Below are 24567 nucleotides of genomic sequence, written 5' to 3'. Positions count from 1 at the left end.
GCCGCGCGCCCCGGGCCTCAGGCGCCGGCGGGGACCTTGTAGGTCTCGGCCGCCTCCGACTCCGCGGGCTGCCGCTCGACGACCAGACCGCCGAGCGCCTTGGCGTCCGTCCGCAGGATGTAGGTCCTGCGGGTGCCCGGCTCGTCCACCTTCGAGAAGTCCATCGGCGTGCCGTAGCCGCCGTCGTGGGCCGTGGTGGAGCGGTGCGCGGTGATCAGGCCCTCCCGGGTGAGGTCCTTGGCGGCGCACGCCTTCTTCAGCGCGTCCGCGAAGATGACCGCGCCCGTGTAGCCGTTGACGACGGCGCTGTCGCGCGGCTGCCCCGGGTACTTCCTCCCGTAGTCGTCCGCCAGCTTCCTGATCGGCGCCAGGCCGGACGAGACGGGCGCGCCGGCGCCGGCGAGGTAGAAGTCCTTGAGCAGCGCGGGCGCCGCGGCGGTCTGCAGGAGCTGCGGGGAGAACCCGGAGTTGCTCGCCACGATCGGCGCGGTCATGCCCTTGGCGCGGGCGAGGCCCGCCAGCGACGCCGACTGCTTGGGCCCGGCGCTCAGCAGGATCGCCTTGACGCCCGCGCTCTTCAGCGCCGCGACCTGCGCGGACATGTCGCTGTCGGTCAGGTCGGTCTCGACGCCGAGGCGGATCGCGGCGTCGGTGACGCCGGGCCCGGTCCTGACGCCGTCCGGGCCGGTCCCGCCGGACCCGCCGGACGCCTTGCCGCTGCAGCCCGACGCCATGCCGAGCGGCAGCGCCACGGCCAGCGCGGCGACCGCGGTGAGACGTGCCGCGCCGGATCTGCGGATGCGCCTCATATTGCTTGCTCCTCTTGCTCGAATCGGTGAGGGGACGGGAGGCCCGGCGCCGGGACGCGGCGGTGCGCAGCCGCGTCCACGTCCCGGTCAGGCCGCCGGGAAGGGACAGCACGACGGCGGCGCCGTACAGGATCCGGGCGGCCTCGGCGGGGGAGACGCCGCCCGAGCCCGGCGCGGCGACGAGCGGCAGGTCGTCGCCGAAGCGGGTGAGGAGCTGGGGCAGGACGGAGACGAACACCGCGCCCGCGACGGCGCCGGCCGCGGTGCCGAGCCCGCCGATGACGATCATGGCGAGGTGGTCCAGGGACAGGAACATGCCGAAGTAGTCGGGGACGGTCCGCCGGAAGACCAGCGCGAGCAGCGCCCCGGCGAGGAACCACAGCCGCTCCAGCGCGCCGAGCGGGACCGCGAACACCACCAGCCCGGGGGCGTCGTCGAAGCGGAACCCGGCGATCTCCAAGGGCGGGACGTCGCGCCCGTTGAACCCGCCGGTGACGCTCCCGGCGTTGAACAGCAGGTGCTGCCCGATGAAGATCAGCGCGAGGGACGCGATGCCGAGGTAGGTGCCGCGCAGCCGTCCGGCGATGGGGCTGAACAGCCCGCCCGCGACGCCCGCGAGCAGGATCGCGCCGAGGAAGGCCACCGGCGTCGCAAGCCCGAGCCCCGCCAGGTGCGGGCCGGAGTCGGCCGCCAGGTAGACCTACCCGTAGGCGCCGACCGCGAGGAAGAAGGCGTGCCCCATCGACAGCCGCCCGGTGGCGCCGGTCAGCAGGTTCAGGCCGACGGCGCCGCTAGCCGCCGACATCGCGAACAGGCCCGTCTGGAGCCAGAACGCGTCCAGGTAGAACGGCACACCCATCGACCACACCGTCTCCATCTGGCCCGAAGCCACCACCATCGCAGGCGAAGTCCCCCTCACCTGACCGACCGGCCTTGACCCGCACCGCGCCGGGCACGGGCCAGGGCCCCGCGCCGCTACTTCCAGCCCATCCCGCCCTTACGCCGCCGCCGCAGCCTCCCCGCCGGAGCAGGCTTGGCAGACGCCCCCGTGATGTGGAACGCGTCGCACTGCTCGCACTCCTGAACCCTCGACGGCAACCGCGCGAACCCGTCCGCGTTGTCCTTGCGCTCCAGCTTCCGCCGCATCTCCGCCTCGGCCTCCTCCCGCGTGAGGAACGGCTTCTTACGGCACGCCGCAGACCGGTCCACCCGCCGCCCGCTGGCACTGCGGCCGTCCCAATTCTGCGCACGCTTACGCCGACCCATGACCCTCTCGCTTTCCCTCGATGAACACCGAACCCGCGACCGTCAGGCCTGAGCCGGGCAGCGGCCCCCACACCGACACCAACTCAGACGGAAGGTGCCCAGGGCGGGCCAGCGCCGGCCGAACTCCCTCGCGGTCGCCCCTACGGGGTGGCCTGGCGGCCATATCCGCCGGCCCAGCCCCTCAGCCAGCCGCGAACAGGGGGCCGCGGCCCTACACCCACACGGCCCCCGCAACGTGACGCCTACACCTCGCCGCGCGTCACCCGCAGCACCTCACCCCACCCCATGCCCAGCAGGTGACGTCCCCCCTCAACGACCTCCCGGCCGTACCCCAGGTGCAGCACCGCCTGATCCAGCACGTCAAGCGCCGACGAGCCCCGCCGCTCGGTCAGCTCCCGTTCACGGATCATCTCGGTCCGCGCCACCGTCGTTCTGACGATCGCCAGCACCGCATCCAGGACCACCACGGCCGACTCCATCACCTCGGTCGTCTCCTCCAGCGACAGGCTTTCGCCCCTGCGCTGCACCGCCGCGCACGCCGTCTCGACAGACAGGTGGAGCCCGTCCAGCGCCGCTTCCATCGTCACGAGCCCGGCCCCTTGCGATGCGTTCACCGGCCGCCTCCGAACTTCAGCGGCACCGCAGGCCCCTCCTGCGCGGAGATCTGCGCCATCAACCGCCCGTCGATCTCAGCCACCGCTCCCGGCCGGTCCGAGCACCAGCCCACCCACCACGCCCCCCGGTCGCTGGCGTCCACGTACCACCAGCCTGCACACGTGGCCAGCACCGTCACCGGCAGACCCGCATCCCCCGTACGGCTGTGCACCCACAGCACCGGACACAGCACCGGCAGCGGACGCACCGGCAACCGATACAGCGGCACACACCCCCACCCGGCACGCCCCAGCGTCACCGCCAGCAGATCCAGATACCGCACCCGCGCCCGCATCCCCGCCAGATCACGGCCCCTCAGCACACCCCGCTCCACCTGGTCCACCGCACCCGACAGCAGCCCGCCGACACGGTCGTACACCTCTTCGGCCCGCCTCACGGCCACCACGCCTTTCCCGCCTCCCGCTCTCATCGCTCCTGCCCGTCCTGCCGCCCCTCGTCGCCCCGCAACTCCACCGCAGCGCTCTTGAGCCGCGCCCAAATCGTGGCTTCGCACACCCCCAACTCCTCCGCGAGACTGGCCAACGACTCACCCGCCTCCCGACGGCGGCGCAACTCCCGCAGGCTGATCGCCAACTCGATCTTGTTCCGCCCGTCACGGCCGCCCACCGGCCGCATCGTCGTCCCGGCCTCCAACAGCCGCACCTTCACCGTCGCGGGCACCACCCCCAGCGCCCGCGCCAGGTCATACAGCGACTCGCCCGCCTCATAGCGCAGGCGCAGCACCGGCGAGGGCACCGCCAACTCCATCCGCCTCCGTCCGCGCCCCCGCTCCTCACGCGACCGCAGCACCGCCCCCGACTTCGCCAACCGCATCACCACCGCCTTTTCCGACACCCCCAGTTCCCGCGCCAACCCCGAAATGGACTCGCCCGACTCGTACCAGCCCCGCAGCTCCTCCAGCGAAATCGGGAACTCATCCCACATCGGCGCACCCGGAGGCCGCCGGTTGATCCGCTCATGCCGCATCCACCGGTACACCTGACGCGGCGTCAGCCCCCACGCCGCAGCGATCACCGGAACCGACTCGCCCGCCTCATACCGCAGGCGCAACCTCGCAGCCGACATCCCACGCCACGCCGCCCGGCCACCGCCCGTCATTCCGTCCGGCACCGCGCCCACACCCATTTCCCGTTCGGACTGGTCGGGCTAGCGCCGAACGCCGTCGCGAGCGCCTCCACCATCACCAGGCCCCGACCGCTCAGACCCTCCGGATCCTCCCGGCGCACCGGCATCGCATCCGAGGAGTCCCACACCGCCAGCAGCAACCCCCCGCGCTCCCGCGAGAACCGCACCCGCACCGTGCCGTCCTGCGGCCCGTGCACCACCGCGTTGGTCACCAGCTCACTGGCGATCACACCCATGTCGTTGCGCCACCCCGCGAGCCCCCACCCCTCCAGCCGCAGACCCACCAGCATCCGCACCTGAGCAGGAGCCGTCAGCGCCGCCAGGCAGTCGATCGTCAGCAGGCCACTCGTAGTGGACTCCTGCACCGCGTAGCCGCCCATCACGACCACCCGGCCGACTCGTGTCCCGTGGCCGCCTCACAAGCCGCCGCCAATGCCTCCACCTGCGTGGCAATACCATCTCCCACAGGTCCGACTCCTTCCAGTCGGGCTTAGGCCCTGGGAGCGGTGGTGCATCACTGCCCCGGGGCCGTCCGCCATTTGGCGGAATCCTCCGACCAGGCCCTTTATGCGAACACTGGCGGTGCTCCCGCTTCGTGTGGTTCACTGCGTAAACGTTCACTGTTTGCTGACGCCAAGCTTCGCTATCCCAGTCCGATGGGTCAACCGGCCAGTACTGAAGCAGTATGAGCTTCGGTCACTAGGTTCACTGATTGAATGTTTGGCCCAAGTGATCGGGGAAGTGCCAACACGAACAGGAGTGCGCAGGTGCGGGCCCTCAGCGCAAATGACATCGCAGCGATCTTGCGTGACCGCATCCTCAGGGAGAACTCGCCTTATCCCCGAGGCTCGGATTTCCCAAGTCAACGCAAGCTCGCGGCAGAGTTCCGCGTCAGCGACAGCACCATCAACCGATCCTTGCAAGGGCTGCGAAGGCAGGGCTTGATCACCCTGGGACAAGGAAGAAAGACGAAGGTGACCTACATGCCTCAGATCACCCGAGACGCCCGTGACCGCTACACCGCACCGAAGCGCGCCGAGGACCGGGGCGGCTTCGCTGCCGAGGTCCGCCGCCAGGGCATGACCCCACGATCCGAAACCACCGTTCGCCGAGAAGTACCGCCTGCCCGGATCGCCGAGTTGCTCGGCGTCGATCCCAAGAACGAGGTTCTCGTCCGCAATCGTGACATGTACGCCGATGACGTACTGGTACAGAAAGTACCGAGCTACATCCCTGCCGATATCGCATTCGGCACCCAGCTAGAGGACCTCACTCAGCCGCAGGGCGGCATGCTCACGCGCATGAAGGAACTCGGCTACGAGGAGATCTACGCCGACGAGTACCTCACTCTCTCCCGACCTCCGACCGGCAGCGAACAGGAGTACTTCGACCTCCAAGACGATCAGCACGTCTTCGAGATGTACCACGTCGCCTACGACGCCAATGGGCGACCGGTCGAGGTCTCGTGGCACCGAGGCCCTGTCCATCTCTGGGGAGAGTTCATCTACCGCGTTCAGATCAAAGGGGACTAACCCGGGGAGCGTGTGAGGAGTTTCCCTACGTAGGTCAAGGCGCGCGGCGTATCGCCGCGCGCCTTCGCGCATGGTGAGCCGATGCGCGCCGCTTCGTGATCGCCTCGGGTGACGCTGCCGGACGGAACAGGTTCGGTCGGGTCGGGACCTTCACCAGGCGTGCGGACGGGCACGAGACCAAGACGGCCTCCGGCCGCTTGGCTCGGCCCGCCGACGCCGTGACGGCCCTCCCGCCGGCCCGACCGCCGCCACCCGCACCCATCCCGCCCCCGCCCAACTCCCATCGACGAACCCCGCAAAGTTCCGCGACCGGCAGCCGTGCCTTCTTCCCGATCAGGCTCGGCCCCGGCACGCGGACACGGCCGCCGGCTGCTCTCTGTCGCGCCACCCCTGCCGGAAGGCAGCCCTCCTAGACGATCAGCGCGGACGCGGAACCGAGGCACGGTCCGTCAGGTCCACCCGCAACAACACCGACCTCACCGCCCCACGGCTGGCTACACCCGAAGCGCTCGGGCCGCTGGTGTAGGGCCTTGGCGGCGTCACAAATGGCGGCTCAGGCTCGCACGTCGATGGTCATCGAACCGGTCGCGTGCCCAGGCTTGCGCTTCTGCGGTCTGTGCGAACAGTCATAGCTGGAGGGTCAACCTCCAAGCCAACCTCAACGAAAAGGACACGAACCGTGGCCATCAATTTCAACAAGGCGCCCAACGCGAACCTCACCAAGAACGACGAGGCTGTCGGCGTGGCGCTCGACGACAAGGCCGGAAGCGTCATCACGGCCGAGCTCACCTGGCAGTCCGGTGTCGCGGGCGGCTCCGACCTCGACCTGTTCGGCTGGGTCGTCGGCAAGAGCGGTGTCGCCGTCCCTCGCCAGCGCGGCCTGTTCAACAGGCTGGCCAAGGCGGACGCGGTGGGCACGGCGGAGGTCGTGTACCACCACAACCTCGGCTCCCTCCAGGACCGTCCGCACATGCAGCACACCGGGGACTCCAGGGTTCCCGGGAGTGAGGTCATGCGTCTGGGCAACCTCTCGGAGCAGGGGTACGCCCTCTTCGGCGTCTACCAGGCCTACGGCAACGGTGTCGGCAGCCTCAAGAGCTTCGGCGCGAAGGTGACCGTCACCGACACCGAGGGCAACCAGACCACGGTGCCGCTCGTCCAGGACCACCCGAACCGCTACTGGGCCTCCATCGTCCTCGTGGACTGCACGGACCCTCGCGGGTACGTCGTCCGCAAGGTCGAGGACTACAGTCGGCCGGGCATCGAGCGGTCCCCCGTCCTGTACGCGGACGGGTCGTTCAAGATGAACGAGGGGCCCGAGTACCTGACCAAGTAAGCTGATCACGCGTCATTCCGGCGCGCGATGAGCTGCAACATCGGGGGCCCCGCCAGCGCACATGCGCAGGCGGGGCCTCTTTTTCGTTGATCTCAACGTTCCTCTCGCCTACCAGCCACCCGCCCAACGGCCCAGCAGGCGCGCAAGGTTCGGCCACTTCGGTTCCCAACCAACCCCGACCCCCACCCCTTATCCGGACCCGCCTCCGGCGTAGGGCCCTACCCAAAAGAGCGTGTGCGGCACGGTCAGCACGCTAAGCCGCCGTCGCGCAAACCGGGTACCGTGCACGCTCAGGCAGACCCCCACGGGGCACGGCAGGTGACGGGACGCCGGGCGCGGGCTTGGGCGGGGACCCCTCCGGCGGGGCCGCCCCCGGCCTGACGTGGGCAGCCGTGAGGCAGCCCGGAGCCGCGCGAGGCTAGCAGCCCGCCGCCCCACCCAAGCCCGCACCCGGCTCCCCACAACAGCGCAGGCCACCCCACCGGAAAACCATCACAGTTCCGTTACCGTCTTGCCCGCCCCGTTCGCGCCGAGGACGGCCGTGACCGATCCCGCCGGGACGTCCAGCGAGACCTCGCGCAGGGCCCGCACCGCCCGCCCGTAGCTCACCGAAAGCCCGCGGACCGCGAGGGTCCCGTTCGCCATGCGCCCCTCCAGAAGTTCGTGTGACCGGCACCCCGGCACGGGGCCCCGACCTGCGTCCACGGGCCGCGGGCAAGACGGGGCGGGGGTCCGATCGAACGTCGTTCGGGTTGTGCGGGGAGCACAGTGCGGGCCGATTCGGGCGGGTACTCGTCCTTCCGCGGGTTCAGGTGCGTATGACCCGTCATGAGGCAGACGGCATGGAACCGCTCGCGGCGGCCCGCGGCCCTCGCCGGCGCGCTCGCGCTGGCCGCCGCGCTCACGGGGGCCTGCGGCTTCGACCCGGCCGCGGCCGGCCCCGGCGCCGCCCGTCCCGCGGCGCGGGGCACCCCGGTCGCGTCCCGCGCGCCCGCCGCCGCGAAGCAGGGGACGCCGGGCACGTTCGACGAGCGCGAGTTCCGCGAGGACGTCCGGACCGCCGAGACGCTCACCGACGACTTCTGGCGGCGGCACTGGGACCGCCTGTTCACGGGGGAGTACGGCTCACCGCGTGTCGTCGGCCTCTACGACGGCCGCGACCCGGCGTCGGCGCCGGTGTGCGGCCGCGAGCGCTTCGAGCCCGACAACGCCGCCTACTGCCCGTCCGGGGACTTCGTCGCCTGGGACGCCCACCTGATGCGGTCGGGGTACGCGCGCGGCGACGCGTGGGTCTACCTGGTGATCTCGCACGAGTGGGGCCACGCGGTCCAGAACCGGCTCCGGCGCGGACTGGTGTCGCCCGCCGCGGAGCTGCAGGCCGACTGCCTCGCCGGCGCCGCCCTGTACGGCTCGTCCGACGACGGCACGCTGCGGTTCGAGGACGGCGACGAGCAGGAGCTGGTGGAGGCCTTCAAGGTCATCGGCGACCGGGCGCCCTGGACCAGGCCCGGCGACCACGGCTCGGCCGTCCAGCGGCTGCGCGCCTTCTCGCGCGGCGGCGAGAACGGCGTGCGGGCCTGCTTCACCTGAGGCGGCGCTCCACCGACTCGACCTTGGCGTCGAGGGCGCCGGTCACGCCGGGCCGGATGTCGGCCTTGACGACGAGGCTCACCCGCGGCGCCCGCGCCGCGACCGCGTCGGTGGCGGCCTTCACCACGGCCATCACCTCGTCCCACTCGCCCTCGATCGTGGTGAACATGGCGTCGGTCCGGTTGGGCAGGCCGCTCGCCCGCACCACCCGGACCGCCTCGGCGACGAGCTCGCCGACCTCCTCGCCCGCGCCGAGCGGGGTGACCGAGAACGCGACGAGCATCGCGCACCTCCTGGATCTAGGGCTGGACGACCTGCCGTACCACGATCTCATCCAGCCGCCGCTCGACGACCACCCCCACCGGCCAGTCGCGCACGAGGCAGCGCAGCAGGGCCGCCTCGTGCTCGGCGAACGAGGGGTCGCAGCCCTGCTGTTCGAGGCTGGAGCGGACGGCCAGGACGTAGTCGGCGTCGGTGAAGCCCGGAACGTGGCGGACCATCGCCGTGGTCGTGGCGCGGTGGGAGTTGAGCCCGGCGAAGGAGCGCCCGCATCCGCAGCCGCCGTCGGGATCGTCGCGGTCGCGGGCGCACACCGTCCCGATGTGGACCAGCTCGCCTTCGACGCACCAGTCGAAGTCGTTGCCGCGGAACCCCTGGCTGGAGTTGGTGGCGGTGAGGAGTTTCAAGGCCATGCCCCCTGGGCTCGTGGACGCCCGACCACCGTACGACGAAGGTCTGACGTAACGTCGGAAACATGAGCGAAGACGATGACGTCCTGCTGCACCGCGACGGCCCCTTCACCACGATCACGATGAACCGGCCGCGCCGCCGCAACGCGCTCTCCCGCGACTTCCTGCTCCGCATCACCGAGGCCTTCCGGGAGGTGGGGGAGACCGACGCCCGCGGTGTGGTCCTCGCCGCGAGCGGCCCGGTGTTCTCCGCGGGCCACGACTTCGCCGACATGGCCGGCGCGTCCCACGCCGACGCCCGCGACCTGCTGCGGGTCTGCACCGACCTGATGCGGACGATCCAGTCGGTCCCGCAGGTGGTGGTGGCCCGCGTCCACGGCCTCGCGACCGCCGCCGGCTGCCAGCTCGTGGCGAGCTGCGACCTGGCCGTGGCCGCGCGGAGCGCCGGCTTCGCCGCGCCCGGCGGCAAGGGCGGCTGGTTCTGCCACACGCCCCTGGTGGCGATCTCCCGCAACGTCGGCCGCAAGCGCGCCGCGGAGATGGCCCTCACCGGCGAGGTCGTCGGCGCGGCCACGGCCGCCGAATGGGGCCTGATCAACTACGCGGTCCCCGACGACGAGCTGGACAAGGCCGTCCGCGACCTGCTGGAGCGCGCGACCCAGGGCAGCCACAGCAGCAAGGCCCTCGGAAAGCAGGCGATGTACGCCCAGTTCGACCGCCCCGAGCAGGACGCCTACGCCTACGCGATCGAGGTGATGGCCGCGTCCAGCCAGACACCGGAGGCGCAGGAGGGCATGGCGGCGTTCCTGGAGAAGCGCCGCCCGGAGTGGCCCGCCTAGGGCCCGGCCGGAACGGCCCCGCTCCGCCGCGGGAGCGGTGCGTCGTCGTGCGTAGGGCGGGCGGGACTCGAACCCGCGACCGGGAGATTATGAGTCTCCTGCTCTGACCAGCTGAGCTACCGCCCCAGGCGCCTCCCCGGCCCGGCGGGGGGTTGCCGGGAGCAATCCTAGCGGCGGCCCTTTCACCGAGGCCACCACGAATGCCGATGTCCTACCTCCGGGGGCGGGATGTCATACCTGCTACCGAGTGACGGGTGCTGGTACCCGTCGGTAGGGTCCCGCGTATGTCCAGACGCATCCTCGCTCTCGTGCCCGTCCTGCTCGCGCTGGTGTTCGCCGGCGGCTGCGACGGCGGGTCCGGCGGGCCCGCGAAGAAGGCCGACTTCGACGCCGCGCAGACGCTCCGGCAGGCCGCGCAGGCCATGGGGGGCCTCAAGAGCGTCGCGTTCACCCTGGAGTCGGAGGGCAAGACCCCGGTCATGGTGAAGGGCGGCGACATGAAGCTGCTCCGCAGCGGCGACGCGGAGGGGACGCTGGCGGTGGAGCAGCAGGGCCAGAAGGTCGAGATGAAGGTCGTCGCGGTCGGGGACAGCATCTACCTGGACGCCGGGACGGGCGGCTGGCGCAAGCTGCCGAAGGGCCTGGCGGCGAGCGTGTACGACCCGTCGGCGGTGCTGGACCCGCAGCGGGGGATCGCGAAGCTGCTGACGTCGGCGCGGGAGCCGTCGCCCGAGGCGGTGGAGAAGGTGGACGGCAAGGAGGCCTACCGGGTGGCCGCGAAGCTGCCCAAGGACCAGGTGGCGGGTCTGATCCCCGGCATCGACGAGGACATGGACGGCCAGGTCTGGGTGGGCAGGGCCGACCACCGGCTGCTGAAGGTGCGGGGGGCGTTCCCGAAGGACGAGGGCGCGGTGACGATCGAGTTCACCGGGTTCGACGCCCCTTACAAGATCAGCGCGCCGCGGTGAGCGGGCGTCGCCGGGTCGCGATCGGCGCCGGCGGCGCGGTGGTGCTGCTGGCCGCGCTGGACGCCTACGTCGTCACGACGATCCTGCTGCCGGTGGTCAGGGACCTCGGGATCCCGGTGAACCGGCTGGAGCGGGTGACGCCCGTCCTGACGGGGTTCCTGCTGGGATACGTGGCGGCGATGCCGCTGCTCGGGCAGCTGTCGGACCGGTTCGGGCGGCGGCCGGTGATGCAGGCGTGCCTGGTGTTCTTCGCGGCCGGGTCGGTGGTGACGGCGCTGGCGCACGGCGTCCCGGCGCTGACCGGGGGCCGGGTGGTGCAGGGCGTCGCGGGCGGCGCGCTGCTGCCGGTGACGATGGCGCTGGTCGGCGACCTCTGGGAGGAGCGGCAGCGGCCGGTCGTGCTCGGCGCGGTGGGGGCGGCGCAGGAGCTCGGCAGCGTGCTGGGCCCGCTGTACGGGGCGGGGATCGCGGCCGCGCTCGACTGGCGGGCGATCTTCTGGATCAACCTGCCGCTGGTGGCGGTGGCGATGGCGGCCGTGCAGGTCGCGGTGCCCGGCGGGCGCGGGTCCGGGCCAGAGATGAGCGAAGCGAGCCGGGGGGTGTGGGGGGGCGTCCCCCCACGGGAAGCGCGGCCGGGCGTGGACGTGGTGGGCGGACTGCTGCTGGCGCTCGGGCTCGGCCTGCTGGTCGCCGCCGTCTACAACCCCGAGCCGCAGGAGGCGGCCCTGCCGCCGTGGGGCCTGCCGGCGCTGGGCGCGGGCGCCGCCGTCCTGGCGGTGTTCGTGCTGTGGGAGGTCAGGTCCAGGACGCGGCTGCTCGACCTGACGGGCGTGCGGCGGGGGCCGCTGCTGGCGACGCTCGGTGTGAGCCTGCTGTCGGGCGCGGCGCTGATGGTGACGCTCGTGGACGTCGTGCTGGTCGCGCAGACCGTCCTGCACAAGGACGCGACGGACGGCGCGCTGCTGCTGACGCGGTTCCTCGTGGCCCTGCCCGTCGCGGCGGTGGCCGGCGGCCTGGTGGCGCGGCGCGTGGGGGAGCGGTGGCCGATGGCCGCGGGGATGGCGATCTCCGCCGGCGGCTACCTGCTGATCGCCGGATGGCCGGCCGACCTGGCGGACGCGTCGTACGGCCCCCTGCCGAGGATGGACGTCGACCTCGTCGTGACGGGGCTCGGCCTCGGCCTGGTGATCGCGCCGGTGTCGTCGGCGGTGCTGGCGTTCGTCCCGGCCGGGCGGCACGGCGTCGCGTCCGCGGCCGTGGTCGTCGCGCGGATGATGGGGATGCTGCTCGGGATCTCCGCGCTCACCGCGTGGGGCTTCCACCGGTTCCACGCCCTCACGGCCGACCTGAGGCCGCCGCTGCCGTTCCTGATGTCCAAGGGCGAGTTCGCGCGGCAGATGAAGGTCTACGAGGCGGCCCTCCAGGACGCGTTGCGGACCGAATACCGGGAGATCTTCTGGATCACCGCCGGGATGTGCCTGCTCGGCGCGCTGCTCGCCCTGGCCGCCCGTGGGCGGCGCGGGCCCGGGCCCGGGGACCCGGCCGATGGCCGGATTCGGTCGTCGGACCGGCATATCGGCCGGGAAACGGGAGATGATACGGCCACCGGTGATGTGCCGATCGGCGAGCTCGGGAATATCCTGGGAAAAGATGGCTAATGGCCTCTTGCCGGGAGGGCACCCCGGGGAGGTGAACGCAGATGCGCAGGTCCGGCATCGGCCGAGGAGGCACGCCGCTCACCAGGCTGCGCCGGCGCCTCGGCCTGGAGCGCAGCGAGCTGCGCCGCCCGGTGGACCGGGTCCAGCGGCTGGTCGCCTTCGGCCTCCTACTGCTGCTTCTCGGGGTCGCCCCGCCGCTCGCCGCCTGGACCGCGTCCTGGTCCTACACCGCGGGGACGCGCGCGGAGAACGCGGAGCGGGCGGACCGCCACCGGGTCGTCGCGACGGTCGCCTCGACCGGCGGCCTCGGCTCGTCCGGCGACCGCTACATCCACGAGACCGTGCAGGCCGTCTGGCCTGGCGCGGACGGCAAGTCCCACGCCGGGTCACTGCCCGCCTGGAAGGACGCCAAGGTCGGCGCGCATCGGACGATCTGGGTTGACCGGCAGAGCGAACCGACCGTCCGGCCCCGCCCGCACAGCCGCACCGTCACCGACGCCGCGTACGCGGCGGGCGCCACCGTGCTCGGCTGCGCGCTTCCCGTCCTGATCGCCTACGCCCTCGTCCGGCGCCGCTGCGACCGGCACCGCGACGACCTCTGGGAGGCGGGCTGGGCGCGCCTGGACGCCGCCGGCCACAACCCGCGTTCCTGACGTCCGGGCCCGGTCGTGTGGCGAGCCGCCGGGCGGGCGAGTGGGCCGGACCTCACACCACGGCCAGGGCGCGGGCGGTCTGGATGAGGGCCGCGTTGTCGGCGGCAGGGGAGCCGTCGGGGAGTTCGAGGGTGTCCTCCAGCCCGATGCGGACGTCGAGGTTCAGCCTGACGGCGAGCCGCAGCACCGGCCACGCGCCGCCCTCCTCGCCGTGCAGCAGGATCGGGCGCGACAGGCGCGTGCCGAGGTCGTGCAGGAGCGCCTTCGCGGCGTCGGTCGCGGTCCCGGGGTCGGTGTCGGTGACCTCCGCGAGGATCCGCAGCACGTGGTGGGCGTGCGGCCAGCCGAGGAACCGCGCCGCCGCGCCGGTGCCGGAGAAGATCCCCGCCTCGATCGCGACGCCGCGCTCGAACAGCGCCTCGGCGACCAGCTCGGCGCCCTCCTCGTGGAAGTTCACCGAGGCGTGGTCGGGCAGGACGGTCCAGGAGCGCACCAGCGCGGCGCGCTCGACCGGATCGGGCGCGGCCCAGGCGCCGGTGGTCACCCCGACGGGGATCGACGGGGTGGCGGCGCGGACGGCCGTGATGGTCTCGGCGACGCGGGACGCGTCCAGCGTGTCGGCGCCCGCGTCGTCCTTGGGATGCAGGTGGACGTCCTGCGCGCCCACGTCGGCGGCGGCGCGGACCGCCGCGGCGATCTCCGCCGGGGACGTCGGCACGCCCTCGGTCCGGCTTCCGTTCGGGCAGACCTGGAGCATGATCCCGATCATCTCAGGTGCGGATCAGGGCGCGATGACGCAGGGTCCCCCGCCGCACACGTCCACGACGGCGCCGGTGGTGAGGAAGGCGGCCTTCTGCCGGCGCGCGTCGGCGTCGCCGCGGGGGTCGGAGTGCGGGTCGCGCCCCTCGGCGGGCGGTGTGTTGGTGAGCGGCGGGACGGGGGAGCCGCTGTCCCAGACGACCATGGCGGAGCCGTCGTGGGACGAGCCGAACGTCGGGATGCCCCAGTAGGGCGTCGTGTCCGGGACGCGGCCAGGGGCGAGGGTCGGCGCGTGGACGCGGGCGCCGATCGTGCGCGCCTCGACCTCGGCGGCGACCGGGGCGACCTGGTGGTCGCCGAACGCCACGTGCATCAGCACGCGGTGCTTCGGCGTGTTCGGCAGCGGGTCGTCGGTCATGTGCCAGGCGTAGCCGTCGGCCTCGCCCCGGTCCCACAGCATCTGGATCAGCGCGAGGCCGATCTGCTGGTCGAGCCTGTCCGGGTAGAACAGGTCGAGGACCTTCGCGTACTGCGGGAAGTCGGCGCTGCGGTTGAGCAGCGTGCTGTAGTTCATCGCCGGGACGCCGAGGACGGCGCGGCGGACGTCGGGGGAGACCGCGGTGAGCGCGCCGCCCATGATGCCGCCCTGGCTGTTGCCGTCGTAGGTCAGCTCGGCCCCGGTGTCGATCAGGGGTGCGCCCGCGTCGTTCTGGAACGCCTTGTTCCCGGCGAACCCGCGGGTCATCGCGCGTCCGAGGAAGGTGAAGTTCACCAGGCTCTGCTGGAGGCGGTCGGCGACCGTCCGGAAGCGGGTGAGGTCGGCGAGCGCGGAGACGACGTTCGGGACGTCCTCGTCCGCCATGCCGATCCACTTGGTCGCGCAGAAGACGAAGCCGTGCTCGGCGGCCATGGCCTTGACGTTGCCCGCGTCGACCTCGCCCTCGCTGCCGAGCAGGCCGTGCCCGTAGAGGGCGGGGCGCGCGGGCCGGGTGAGCGCCGAGCGCGGGATCTCGCACTGGAACGGGACGGCCTGGGAGTTGCCCGGCAGCTGCGAGGGCATGCCGTCCGCGCCGCGGTGCAGGGCCGATCCGGGCAGCCCGCCGTACTGGTCGAGGTAGCTCGGCGCCCAGACGACCCCCTTCACCTCGCGGGCGATCTTGTCGTCGACGTCGTCGGCCACCTGCGTGACGAGGAACGAGGGGGAGCGGTCGCCGAGCCCGCGCAGCGCGTCGTCGCGCATGCGGAGCACGGGCCCGGTGAGGCTCTGCCGGCTCGCGACGGTGAAGTCCCAGGCGAGGTAGAGGCCGTCCCGGCCCACCCCGCGGGCCTGGAGCGCGGCGAGGACCCGCCGGGCGTCACGCTGCCGGGCCGCGAGCGGGTCGGCCGCCGGCAGGTCCGGCCCGAGGATCTTGGCGTACGCGGCGTTCGGGCCGATCGGGTTCCCGGACGCGTCGCGCAGGTCGCGCAGCGCGACGGCGTAGTGGTGGCCCTCGCGGAAGTTGCGGGCCGGACGGACGATGAGCGCCTGGCGGCCGGCGGGGGCGTTCGCGTCCAGTTCCGCCCAGTACGGCCAGCGTTCGCCGGTCGCGGTGTCGACGATGACGATCGGGGCGTCGTCGCGCAGCGAGGCGCCGATGTCGGTGACGGGCGCGGCGCCGGTGCGGGCCAGGTCGAGGCCGGGGACGCGGCTGAGCAGCATCGAGCCGGGGGAGAAGCCGTCGGCGCGGTTCCACTCGCCCGGGGACACGGGCACGCCGAGCGCGTTCTTCAGCGTCGTGCGCAGGTGGACGCGGCGGCCGGTGGGCGTGCCGCCGTCGGCGACCGTGTTCCAGTCGTTGGGGAACGGCAGGAGGCACGCGGCCGGATCGATCGGGTCGCAGCCGTCGCCGGCCTGCGCCGCGGCCGGCGGCACGGCGGCCGGGCCGGTCAGCAGCGCGAGGGAGGCGGCGAGCGCCGCGAATGCCGACAGGGTGCGCTGGGGGAGACGCAAGGTCCACCTCCGGAAGAGCCGCGGCGTTAGCGGGATCTTGGTCTCAGCGCAGGCTCAGGTCAATGGGTGTCCGGAAGTGGTCAGCCCGCTTGTCGGTCGAGGTGGGGCCGTGCGAGCGCAGCGCGACGGGGGCGCCCAGCGCGTCCTCGATCGTCTCCACCGGGTCGCCGAGCGGGGCGTACACGGGGCGCGCCGCCAGCAGGCGGCGGGTGAGGGCGGCCTGGCGGTCCAGGTCGGGCGGCCCCGTCTCCAGGCACCCGACCCTTTCGCCGTCCATCTCGTAGGAGCGGCAGACACGCAGGTCTGGACGTGCCCCTGCTACGTCCAGATGCGTGACCGCCAGGCCGTCCACGCCGCCCGCCGCCTCCAGCGCGTACCGGAGCGCGACGGCGTCGAGGTGGCCGACGCGGAACGCGCCCTGCCACCGCCCCGTGCCGTTGTGCCGGTCGGGGAGGTCGGCGGTCAGCGCCGGGTCCTCGGTGACGAACGGCCCGGGGCCGTGCCGCGTCGCGTACGCGCGCAGCACCCCGAGCCGTGCCGCGGACGCGCCCGCCTCCGCCAGGAGGGTCTCGGCGTTGGCGAACGTCGTCGTCGACCACGTCGTGTACGGGTGGAAACCGTGCCACTCGTCCAGCAGGACGCCCTGAGCCCCCTCGAACACCACGTTCCCGGCGCGGAGCAGGGCGGGCAGGCGGCCGGGCCCGACGATCCGCACCCGCTCGGCGAAGGCGGCGAACGCCTCGGCGCACGCGTCGGCGCCGGGGACGTCCTCTCCGCCCGGGAACGCGGCCCGGTACCAGTCGCGGGCGGCGGAGAGCCGCCGTCGCAGCCGGGCGGGCGACAGGCAGTCGCCCGCCCGCGGCGCGTCGTCGTGCGCCAGGGCGTAGGACGCGGTCTCGCCGATGCCCATCCCGCACGACCCGTGCCGGGCCGCGCCGCGCGCCGACTCCCGCGCGCGGTTGGCGGCCCGGTGGTAGGGCGTGGTGAGCAGCGCCTCCCCGTCGACGGTGAGCCGATCGAGCGGGCCCGGGACGCCGAGCGCGCGCAGGTGCTCGGCCTCGGCCGCGAGCGCCAGCGGGTCGACGAGCATGAACCGCGACAGGTGCGTCCGGACCCCCGGCGTGAACATGCCCGAGCCGAACTGGGCGAACGTGTGGTGCCGCCCGTCCGGCGCGACGACGTTGTGCGCGGCCTGCGCGCCGCCGTTGAACCGCACGACCGCGGGGGGCGCCCCCGTGCGGCAGAGGTGGTCGACGACCGTCCCCTTGCCCGCGTCCCCGTAGCCGAGGTCGACGACGATCACGTGGCCCACGGGTTCAGAGCCGGGTCGTCGCCGACGGGCCGGAGGCGCCCAGGCCGGGCGGCGTGGAGGACACCTCGACCGGTGCGCGGGCCGCGTCCAGCCGGGCGAGCGCGCGCGACACCGAGGCGCCGGCGTCCGAGCCCGCCTCCGCCAGGTGCTCAAGCCCCTCGCCGAGGTCGATGGCGTCCTCGCCGAGCCCGATCGTCAGCGCGATCGTCTCGCAGACCGCGTCGAGGTCGTCCAGGTAGAGGACGTTCTGGCCGAGCAGCTTCTGCCAGAAGTCCTTCACCTCGCGGTTGCCGGAGTGGTAGGCGCCCTCGGGGATGATGAAGTAGACGTCGTACTTGCGCTGCAGCTCGCGGACGAGCTCGGCGACCGGGACGTCCTCGTCCGGCTCGCCGCCGATCACCGCGGCGATCTCGCGCCGCTTCGCCTTCGGGTAGGCGAGCTCGTCCCCGATCATGAACAGGTAGCCGCGCTTGCCGCGCCTGTCGAGGCAGTCGATCGAGGTGTGCCGCGCCATGAAGTACATGGCCAGCTCGTACGACTCGCGCATCTGGCCGCCGCCCCCGCCCTCCAGGAGGATCCTGCCGAGGTCGTCGTCCATCCGGTTGTCGGCCTCGAACTGCCCGACCTGCAGCGGCGCCCGGTCGCACGTCGCGTCGCCGACCGCGCCGAACAGGATGTGCGGGTGCTCGACGTACCCCTTGCGCAGCAGCAGCCCGAGCAGGTCGGGGAGCTTGGTCTGCAGCGTCCGCGGCACGGTCCCCATCGAGCCGGTCACGTCGAACAGCACGCCGATCGCGAGCGACTCGGGGTGGTCGGCGGAGTCCCGGCTCTCCCGGGCGGTCACGCCGCGCGGGTCCAGGTCGGGGTGGACGGCGGTGGCGCCGCCGTCGGAGTAGGCGAACGCGCTGGCTCCGGTGGACGCGCGGTAGCTCGCGCGCGCGGCGTAGACGTCGGTGGACCAGTTTCCGCTTCCCATGATCTCTCTCCTTCAGCGGGTGGCGGGCAGGTGGAAGGGGCGGAAGCGCCGCGGGCCGTAGAGCCGTTCCAGCAGCTCGTCGAACTCGGCCAGCAGCCGCCAGGCGTCGGCGGGGCGCCGGTTCTGCGCCGGCAGCGTGCAGCCGCGCGCGAACGAGCGCATCGCCTTCGGGGCCTTGTCGCCCATCAGGTCGGTCATGCACCGGGTGGCCAGGAAGATGTCGGTCGCCGGGCTCGCGGGCCGCCGTCCCGGCACCTCGGGCGGGTACCAGCCGGCGTACCGGTCGACCATCGCCGGGACGCGCCCCGAGGGGTCGGTGCTCGCGTAGCAGCCGGGGACGGAGTAGCACCAGTCGACCAGGGCCAGGCCGTGCCGCTCCGGGTGGATCATCACGTGGTCGGGGAGCACCGCGCCGTGCAGGACGCCCGCGCGGTGCGCGAAGCCGAGTCCCGCCAGCAGCCGCCGCCACATCCAGGCCGCGTCGCGCGGGTCGACGCCGCCGGGATGGGCGCGCTTCACCGAGGCGAGACTGTGGAAGCCGTCCAGCGCGGCCACCACGTTGACCTGCCGCTGCGTCCCGGTGGCGGCGTCGCGGTGCCGGAACGACTCGACGAGCCGCGGCACGTACGGCAGGAACCGGGCGTCGCCGTCCTTCGGCAGCCGGCGCAGCGCCACGGCCTCGCGTTCGAGCAGGTCGCCGTCGGCGGGGTCGCGCGGCATCTTCAGCAGCACCTCGCGGCCCGGCTCCGGGCGCGCCGCGTACAGCTCCGCGAGGTCCCCGCCGATCGGATCGCCCTCCAGCCGGTACGCGTGGCGGCGCGTGGTGATCAGCGTCTCGTCGCCGCGGTTGTAGGCCCGCCAGAGCGAGGTCAGCCTGACGAACGCCTCCCGGGTCCGGCGGCCGCCCGCGTCCGGGTGGAGGAGCCGCGCCAGCCGCCGGTAGCGCCGCACCGCCTCCGCCGCGTCCTCGCCGAACAGGTCGGCGGGGACGCGGGCCCGGTCGAGCCGCGCCAGCGCGTCGTCCAGCTCATCCGTACTCATCTGTGCTCCCGGTGGGGGGCGACCCCCCACGCCCCCCGGTTCGCTTCGCTCATCTGTGCTCCCGGTGGGGGGCGACCCCCCACGCCCCCCGGTTCGCTTCGCTCATCTGTGCTCCCTGTGGGGGGGCGACCCCCCACGCCCCCCGGTTCGCTTCGCTCATCTGATGTCTTCTTCTCTGCTCGGCCGCAGCAGGGCCGGGTGCAGGAGCCGGGCGTCGCCCGCGCGGTAGAGCCGGGGGCGCGGGCCGCCGCGCCGGCCGCCGCGGTCGGACGTCGTGCCGGTGCTCTCCACGAACCCCGGCACGGACAAGACCTTGCGGTGGAAGTTGCCGGCGTGCAGTTCCTCGCCCCACACCGCCTCGTACACCGAGCGCAGTTCGGGGATGGTGAACTCGCCGCCGCAGAACGCCGCCGCGAGCGGGGTGTACTCCAGCTTCCCGCGGGCCCGCTCCAGCCCGTCCGACAGGATCCGCGCGTGGTCGAACGCGAGCCGGCGGGTGGTGCCGGGGCGCTGGTCCCCGGACTCGGCCAGGCCCAGCGCGTCCACCGGCGCCCACGCGGCGTCGGCCGCGTCGCCGCCGGCCTCGGGGTCCGGCAGCTCGGGCGCGAACGCCAGGTAGGCGACGGAGATGACGCGCATCCGCGGGTCGCGTCCGGGGGAGCCGTAGGTGCCGAGCTGCTCCAGGTGGACCCGGCCGAGCGCGCCGCCCTTGCCGCTGAGCCCGGTCTCCTCGGCCAGCTCCCGGACGGCCGCGTCGGGCAGGTCCTCGGCGTCGGCGCCCTGGAGCGGGCCTCCCGCCTGGACGAAGCCGCCGGGCAGCGCCCACATCCCCTCGTAGGGGGCGTTCCCCCGCCGCACGAGCAGGACGTGGAGGGCGCCGTCGCGGATGGTGAGCGCGACCACGTCCACCGTCACGGCGACCGGGTCGTAGTCGCGCGGGTCGTAGTTCGCGAGGAACTCGCTCTCGTCGCGCCTCGGCTCCGGGGTCATCCGCCCGCCTCCCCTCGATCTCGGACTGAGTAAGTCTCAAGTTGAGTTCATCTCTGTATGAGAAGAACATAACCCGGACCGGGGCCCCTGTCCAGCCGGTCACCTCCGGAGACGGAGCGAGGGCGCCGCCCCGGGAAGGGGCGGCGCCCTCGGTGTTCGGCGGAACTTCACAAAACAGAAGTTCTCCGGTGCGGCCTCAGCGGCGGTGCCGGCCGCCGTGGGGCGGCTGCGGGTGCTCCCCGCTCTGGCCCTGGCCGCCCGGCGGGCCGTACGGGTCCGGCACGCCCGGATCGAGCGTGTACGGATCGTCGGCCTGGCCGGAGGCGTAGCGCTCCGGGGCGCGTTCGCCGGGACGGGGGTCGCGGGCGAACTGGCCGCCCGGCCGCCGGCCCGACGAGTGGCGGCCGGTCGGGTAGGGGCTCTCGGGCGCGCCGGGGCGCGGTTCGGCCGGCCAGGCCCCCGTCCCGTACGGCCCGGGGGAGGAGTGGGCGTCCCGCCGGCCGGGAGGCGGGGCCATGCCCGGAGGCGGGGCGGGGGCGAGCCGCGCCGCGGCCGGGCGCTCGGGCGGCGCGTCCAGCAGGAGCCTCATCTGGCTCTTGCGGCGCCCGTAGACCAGGTAGAGGACGAGCCCGACGCCCATCCAGACGGCGAAGTACCCCCACGTCTGGACGTTCAGGTTCAGCATCAGCCAGCCCACCGCGACGATCGTCACGAGGACGACCAGCGGCGCCGCGGGCATGCGGAAGGGCCGGTGCAGGTCGGGCCGGGAGCGGCGCAGTGCCGGCACCGCCGCCGCGACGAACAGGAAGGCGAACAGGGTGCCGATCACGACGAGCTGCTCCAGCGTCAGCACGTCGATCGTCTGCGACATGACCAGCGCCGCGCCGCCGGTGACGAGCGTGGCGCGGGATGGCACCTTGTAGCGGCTCATCGCGGCCAGGGGGCGCGGCAGCAGGCCGTCGCGCGAGATGGAGAACACGACCCGGGTCAGGCTGATCATCAGCACCAGGATCACGGTGGTGAGCGCGAGCATCGCGCCGACGTCGACGATCTTGCCCATGGCGCCGGCGCCGACGGAGTCGAAGGCCGCGGCGAGCAGCAGCTTGTCGGGGTTCAGCGTGGCGATGCCGTCCATCCCGACCATGCCGACCAGCGCGAACGCCACGGCCGCGTACAGCACGATCGCCGTGACCAGGGTGGTGAGGATCCCGCGCGGGACCTTGCGGGGCGCGTCGTCGGTCTCCTCCGAGGCCGTCGCGATCAGGTCGAACCCGATGTAGGCGAACGCGATCGCGGGCGCCGCCGCGAGCATGCCCCAGGTCCCGAACACGTGCGGGGTGCCGCCGCCGACCGCGCCGAGCACGGCGTCCAGCACCGACTTGTCGCCCGCGGGCGCGGGCTGCGACGGCGGCAGGAACGGGGTGAGGTTGCCGGGGTGGAAGAACTTCAGCGCGGTCGCGATCACGAGCCCGATCACGATGACCTTGGCCAGCACCATGAACCACAGCGACTTCAGGCTCATCCGGCTGCCGCCGGCGAGCATCAGCACGACCAGCAGCAGGATGCCGAGCGCGAACACGTCCGGCCCCTTGCGCTGGCCGATCAGTTCGCCGAGCCCGCTCGGGATCGGCACCCCGAAGTCGTGCAGCGCCTGCGTCGCGTAGAGGGACCAGACCCGGGCGAGCACCGACGCGGCCAGCAGCAGCTCCATGATCAGGGCCCAGCCGACGACCCACGCCCAGACCTCGCCGAACGCGACGTAGGCGAAGGAGTAGGCGCTGCCCGCGACCGGGATGATCGAGGAGAGCTCGGCGAAGGCGAGCGCCGCCAGCACGCACACCCCGCCCGCGATGAGGAACGACACCAGCACGCCCGGCCCCGCGGTGGAGGACGCCTGCTCGCCGGCGATCTTGAAGATGCCGGACCCGATCATGACGCCGAGGCCGAGCACGACGAGATCGCGGGTCCGGTAGACCACGCGGAGCCGGTGCCGTCCGCCGTAGAGCCGGCCGGTCGCCTGCTCGACCGGCAGTCGCCGGAACATGTTGTTGCGCATGCGCATGTCCAAGGTCATAGGTGGTCCCCCGGGGCCTGAACCCGCGCCGCTGTTCGCGAGGTGACGGCTTGCTGAAGTCCCTAAGAATTCACCAACTATGGGCTAAATAGCAACGTTTTGTGGGTGATGAGTGTGGTCAGGCCGTTGTCGGATCCTGCCAACCCTCGCAGGTCGGCGACGTGTCGCAGCGGATCCCTCACGCTCGGCGCAGGGAGGCCGAGTCCCTTTCTGGTGGAGCGTTCCGAGCGAATACGCCTCATTTCCAATGAGGAAAGCGCTTAATGATCTTTATGTCATCCGCGCCGCCGGGACTCGGCGCGACCGGGGTCGGCCGGTGCGGACGCTGGCGCGGGCCGAAGATCGATGACACGGTGGGGGCGCCGAGTTCGTCTGGAGGTCCGGTGTTGCGCTCCCCGTCGCCCTCGCAAGCTTCCACGTCCCGTCCGCCGGGGCGACCGCGGAGCCGGCTCCGCACGGCCGCCGTCACCGCGCTGGCCGTCGCCGCGTCCCTCACCGTCCCCGCCGCCGCGGGCGCCGCGCCGGCCCCGGCACCCGCGCCGGGCCGCCCGGCCGCGCCGGCCAAGCAGGCGGTCGCGACCGGATTCGGCGGCGCGGTCTCCACCGTCGACCCGGACGCCAGCCGGACGGCCCTGGAGGTCCTCCGCCGCGGCGGCAACGCGATGGACGCGGCGGTCGGCGCCGCCGCGACGCTCGGGGTCACCGAGCCGTACGTGTCGGCCATCGGCGGCGGCGGCTACATCACGTACTACGACGCCAGGACGCGCCGCGTGTACGCGCTCGACGGCCGGGAGTTCGCGCCGCGGCGGATGCGCCAGGACTCCTTCGTCGACCCGGCGACGGGCAAGCCGCTGCCGTTCGACCAGGCCGTCACCAGCGGCCTGGGCGTCGGCGTGCCCGGCACCCTCGCCCAGTGGGACCTCGCGCTGCGCCGCTTCGGCACCCGCGACCTCGGCGCCCTGCTGCGCCCGGCGATCAAGGTGGCGGACCGGGGCTTCGTCGTCGACCAGGAGTTCCACGACCAGACCGCGGTGAACGAGGCGCGCTTCCGCGACATCGTCCCGACCCGCGAGCTGTTCCTGCCCGGGGGCAAGGTGCCCGAGGTCGGATCGGTGTTCCGCAACCCCGACCTCGCCGGCACCTACCGGGAGCTGGCGAGGCGCGGCGCGGACTGGTTCTACGAGGGCGCGCTCGGCGGGGAGATCGTCAGGACGGTCGCCAGGCCCCCGGTCGACCCGAAGGCGACCCGCGACGTCCGCCCGGGCCTGATGGAGCGCGGCGACCTCGGCGCCTACCGGGCGGTGCCGCGCAAGCCCACCCACGTCCCCTACCGGGGGACGGACGTCTACGGCATGCCGCCGTCGTCGTCCGGCGGCTCCACGGTCGGGGAGGCGCTCAACATCCTCGGCAACTTCCGGCTCGACCCGCGCGACCCGGTCACGGCCCTGCACTACTACCTGGAGGCGTCCAAGCTCGCCTACGCCGACCGCGGCCGCTACGTCGGCGACGCCGACAAGGTGGACGTGCCGCTGGAGGAGCTGCTGTCCTCCGGGTTCGCCCGCGAGCGCGCGTGCCAGATCAGCCCGGACCGGGCGGCTCCCGCGCCGGTCGCCCCCGGCTCGCCCGACGGCCGCTACGAGCCGTGCGTCCCGCCGGGCACCCAGACCAGGGCGCTGGCGGTCGAGGGACCGCAGACCACCCACCTCGTCGTCGCCGACAAGTGGGGCGACGTCGTGTCCTACACGCTGTCGATCGAGCAGTTCGGCGGCAGCGGCATCACCGTTCCGGGGCGCGGGTTCCTGCTGAACAACGAGCTGACCGACTTCTCCTTCCAGCCGCCGGCGCCCGGCCAGGCGCCCGACCCGAACCTGCCCGGGCCGCGCAAGCGGCCGCGCAGCAGCATGGCGCCGACGCTGGTGCTGAAGGACGGCCGCCCGCGGCTCGCGGTCGGCACGCCCGGCGGCTCGACGATCATCACCACCGTGCTGCAGATCCTGCTGAACCGCATCGACCTCGGCATGGACCTGCCCACCGCGCTCGCCGCGCCCCGGGCCACGCAGCGCAACACCGCGCAGGTCTTCGCCGAGCAGGCGTTCATCGACCGGTACGGCCGCGACCTCGCCGCCCGGGGGCACCGGCTGGAGCCGTTCCCCGGACCGCCGCGGGGCGTGATCGGCGCCGCGACCGGGCTGGAGTTCCTGCGGCCGGGGCTCGTCCAGGCGGTCGCCGAGCCCACCCGGCGGGGCGGCGGCAGCGCGCTCGTCGTCCGTCCGGCCCGTTGACAC

General features: G+C 73.2%; 25 protein-coding genes, 1 tRNA gene and 1 pseudogene. 8 read left to right on the top strand and 19 right to left on the bottom strand.

The window, feature by feature from the left end; genetic code table 11:
* Nucleotides 1-17 precede the first annotated feature (17 nt).
* From ACQEU6_RS15845 to ACQEU6_RS15810, 8 genes and pseudogenes are all read right to left on the bottom strand, one after another.
* On the bottom strand, nt 18-809 hold the full coding sequence (locus ACQEU6_RS15845; protein ID WP_499332687.1) for an ABC transporter substrate-binding protein: 792 nt from the start codon (nt 807-809) through the stop codon (nt 18-20).
* A 163-nt stretch (nt 810-972) separates the two neighbouring features.
* Nucleotides 973-1125 (bottom strand): annotated as a pseudogene (locus tag ACQEU6_RS15840) (branched-chain amino acid ABC transporter permease); the annotation flags it as partial.
* A gap of 384 nt (nt 1126-1509) precedes the next feature.
* Nucleotides 1510-1707, bottom strand: a complete 198-nt coding sequence (locus tag ACQEU6_RS15835; protein WP_499332686.1) for a hypothetical protein — start codon at nt 1705-1707, stop codon at nt 1510-1512.
* A gap of 77 nt (nt 1708-1784) precedes the next feature.
* Nucleotides 1785-2018, bottom strand: a complete 234-nt coding sequence (locus ACQEU6_RS15830) for a hypothetical protein (RefSeq protein ID WP_499332684.1) — start codon at nt 2016-2018, stop codon at nt 1785-1787.
* 299 nt (nt 2019-2317) lie between these two features.
* Nucleotides 2318-2662 (bottom strand): hypothetical protein, encoded by a 345-nt coding sequence (locus ACQEU6_RS15825; RefSeq protein WP_499332683.1) that lies wholly within the window; start codon nt 2660-2662, stop codon nt 2318-2320.
* A 23-nt stretch (nt 2663-2685) separates the two neighbouring features.
* A complete protein-coding gene (locus tag ACQEU6_RS15820; protein WP_499332681.1) occupies nt 2686-3126 on the bottom strand; it encodes a hypothetical protein in 441 nt (146 codons plus the stop codon).
* Between the two features lie 29 nt (nt 3127-3155).
* Entirely contained in the window at nt 3156-3800 is a 645-nt protein-coding gene (locus tag ACQEU6_RS15815) for a helix-turn-helix domain-containing protein (protein WP_499332680.1), read from the bottom strand.
* Nucleotides 3801-3844: 44 nt separating this feature from the next.
* On the bottom strand, nt 3845-4255 hold the full coding sequence (locus tag ACQEU6_RS15810; RefSeq protein WP_499332679.1) for an ATP-binding protein: 411 nt from the start codon (nt 4253-4255) through the stop codon (nt 3845-3847).
* Nucleotides 4256-4642: 387 nt separating this feature from the next.
* Here ACQEU6_RS15810 and ACQEU6_RS15805 point away from each other — a divergent pair, with 387 nt between their 5' ends.
* Nucleotides 4643-5407 (top strand): GntR family transcriptional regulator, encoded by a 765-nt coding sequence (locus ACQEU6_RS15805; protein ID WP_499332677.1) that lies wholly within the window; start codon nt 4643-4645, stop codon nt 5405-5407.
* A gap of 679 nt (nt 5408-6086) precedes the next feature.
* Nucleotides 6087-6743: a hypothetical protein gene (locus tag ACQEU6_RS15800; RefSeq protein ID WP_499332675.1), complete on the top strand. Its 657-nt coding sequence runs from the start codon at nt 6087-6089 to the stop codon at nt 6741-6743.
* Nucleotides 6744-7235: 492 nt separating this feature from the next.
* Here the strand turns inward: ACQEU6_RS15800 and ACQEU6_RS15795 are convergent, their stop codons facing one another.
* A complete protein-coding gene (locus ACQEU6_RS15795) occupies nt 7236-7388 on the bottom strand; it encodes a hypothetical protein (protein WP_499332673.1) in 153 nt (50 codons plus the stop codon).
* 183 nt (nt 7389-7571) lie between these two features.
* On the opposite strand from ACQEU6_RS15795, the gene ACQEU6_RS15790 reads away from it, so the two are divergent.
* Nucleotides 7572-8333: a neutral zinc metallopeptidase gene (locus ACQEU6_RS15790; RefSeq protein WP_499332671.1), complete on the top strand. Its 762-nt coding sequence runs from the start codon at nt 7572-7574 to the stop codon at nt 8331-8333.
* Here the strand turns inward: ACQEU6_RS15790 and ACQEU6_RS15785 are convergent.
* Both ACQEU6_RS15785 and ACQEU6_RS15780 read right to left on the bottom strand, forming a co-directional pair.
* Nucleotides 8326-8616: an MTH1187 family thiamine-binding protein gene (locus tag ACQEU6_RS15785; RefSeq protein WP_141577257.1), complete on the bottom strand. Its 291-nt coding sequence runs from the start codon at nt 8614-8616 to the stop codon at nt 8326-8328. The genes ACQEU6_RS15790 and ACQEU6_RS15785 overlap by 8 nt on opposite strands.
* Before the next feature lie 16 nt (nt 8617-8632).
* Nucleotides 8633-9025 carry a DUF7715 family protein gene (locus ACQEU6_RS15780; protein WP_499332670.1) on the bottom strand — a complete coding sequence of 131 codons (393 nt, stop codon included), beginning with the start codon at nt 9023-9025 and terminating at the stop codon, nt 8633-8635.
* 62 nt (nt 9026-9087) lie between these two features.
* On the opposite strand from ACQEU6_RS15780, the gene ACQEU6_RS15775 reads away from it, so the two are divergent.
* Nucleotides 9088-9861, top strand: coding sequence for an enoyl-CoA hydratase-related protein (locus tag ACQEU6_RS15775; RefSeq protein ID WP_499332669.1), 774 nt, complete (start codon nt 9088-9090; stop codon nt 9859-9861).
* Between the two features lie 52 nt (nt 9862-9913).
* Here the strand turns inward: ACQEU6_RS15775 and ACQEU6_RS15770 are convergent.
* Nucleotides 9914-9987: transfer RNA gene (locus ACQEU6_RS15770), tRNA-Ile, on the bottom strand.
* A 158-nt stretch (nt 9988-10145) separates the two neighbouring features.
* Here ACQEU6_RS15770 and ACQEU6_RS15765 point away from each other — a divergent pair.
* The 3 genes from ACQEU6_RS15765 to ACQEU6_RS15755 are packed head-to-tail and all read left to right on the top strand — an operon-like array spanning nt 10146 to nt 13140.
* Nucleotides 10146-10829, top strand: coding sequence for an LppX_LprAFG lipoprotein (locus ACQEU6_RS15765; protein WP_499332667.1), 684 nt, complete (start codon nt 10146-10148; stop codon nt 10827-10829).
* Nucleotides 10826-12487, top strand: a complete 1662-nt coding sequence (locus ACQEU6_RS15760; RefSeq protein ID WP_499332665.1) for an MFS transporter — start codon at nt 10826-10828, stop codon at nt 12485-12487. Before ACQEU6_RS15765 ends, ACQEU6_RS15760 begins: the two co-directional genes overlap by 4 nt.
* Nucleotides 12488-12528: 41 nt before the next feature.
* Nucleotides 12529-13140, top strand: coding sequence for an Rv1733c family protein (locus ACQEU6_RS15755; protein ID WP_499332663.1), 612 nt, complete (start codon nt 12529-12531; stop codon nt 13138-13140).
* Between the two features lie 52 nt (nt 13141-13192).
* Here the strand turns inward: ACQEU6_RS15755 and ACQEU6_RS15750 are convergent, their stop codons facing one another.
* The 7 genes from ACQEU6_RS15750 to ACQEU6_RS15720 all read right to left on the bottom strand — a co-directional run bounded on the left by ACQEU6_RS15750 (nt 13193) and on the right by ACQEU6_RS15720 (nt 22282).
* Nucleotides 13193-13909: a 3-keto-5-aminohexanoate cleavage protein gene (locus ACQEU6_RS15750; RefSeq protein ID WP_499332661.1), complete on the bottom strand. Its 717-nt coding sequence runs from the start codon at nt 13907-13909 to the stop codon at nt 13193-13195.
* A 12-nt stretch (nt 13910-13921) separates the two neighbouring features.
* On the bottom strand, nt 13922-15889 hold the full coding sequence (locus ACQEU6_RS15745; protein ID WP_499332658.1) for a hypothetical protein: 1968 nt from the start codon (nt 15887-15889) through the stop codon (nt 13922-13924).
* A 43-nt stretch (nt 15890-15932) separates the two neighbouring features.
* Entirely contained in the window at nt 15933-17201 is a 1269-nt protein-coding gene (locus ACQEU6_RS15740; RefSeq protein ID WP_499332656.1) for an adenylosuccinate synthetase, read from the bottom strand.
* Nucleotides 17202-17205: 4 nt separating this feature from the next.
* The gene (locus tag ACQEU6_RS15735) at nt 17206-18177 is read right to left on the bottom strand and encodes a hypothetical protein (RefSeq protein ID WP_499332654.1); all 972 of its coding nucleotides are present in this window, start codon (nt 18175-18177) and stop codon (nt 17206-17208) included.
* 12 nt (nt 18178-18189) lie between these two features.
* Nucleotides 18190-19218 (bottom strand): serine/threonine-protein kinase, encoded by a 1029-nt coding sequence (locus ACQEU6_RS15730; RefSeq protein WP_499332653.1) that lies wholly within the window; start codon nt 19216-19218, stop codon nt 18190-18192.
* A gap of 156 nt (nt 19219-19374) precedes the next feature.
* Nucleotides 19375-20208 (bottom strand): NUDIX hydrolase, encoded by an 834-nt coding sequence (locus ACQEU6_RS15725; RefSeq protein WP_499332651.1) that lies wholly within the window; start codon nt 20206-20208, stop codon nt 19375-19377.
* A 196-nt stretch (nt 20209-20404) separates the two neighbouring features.
* A complete protein-coding gene (locus tag ACQEU6_RS15720; protein WP_499332650.1) occupies nt 20405-22282 on the bottom strand; it encodes an APC family permease in 1878 nt (625 codons plus the stop codon).
* A gap of 383 nt (nt 22283-22665) precedes the next feature.
* On the opposite strand from ACQEU6_RS15720, the gene ggt reads away from it, so the two are divergent.
* Nucleotides 22666-24564 (top strand): gamma-glutamyltransferase, encoded by a 1899-nt coding sequence (gene ggt, locus ACQEU6_RS15715; RefSeq protein WP_499332648.1) that lies wholly within the window; start codon nt 22666-22668, stop codon nt 24562-24564.
* The last annotated feature ends 3 nt before the right edge of the window (nt 24565-24567 follow it).

The sequence above is a fragment of the Spirillospora sp. CA-108201 genome (assembly GCF_050936235.1).
In the GTDB taxonomy this organism is placed as follows: domain Bacteria; phylum Actinomycetota; class Actinomycetes; order Streptosporangiales; family Streptosporangiaceae; genus Spirillospora.
This window is presented reverse-complemented; position numbering and strand designations above follow the sequence as displayed.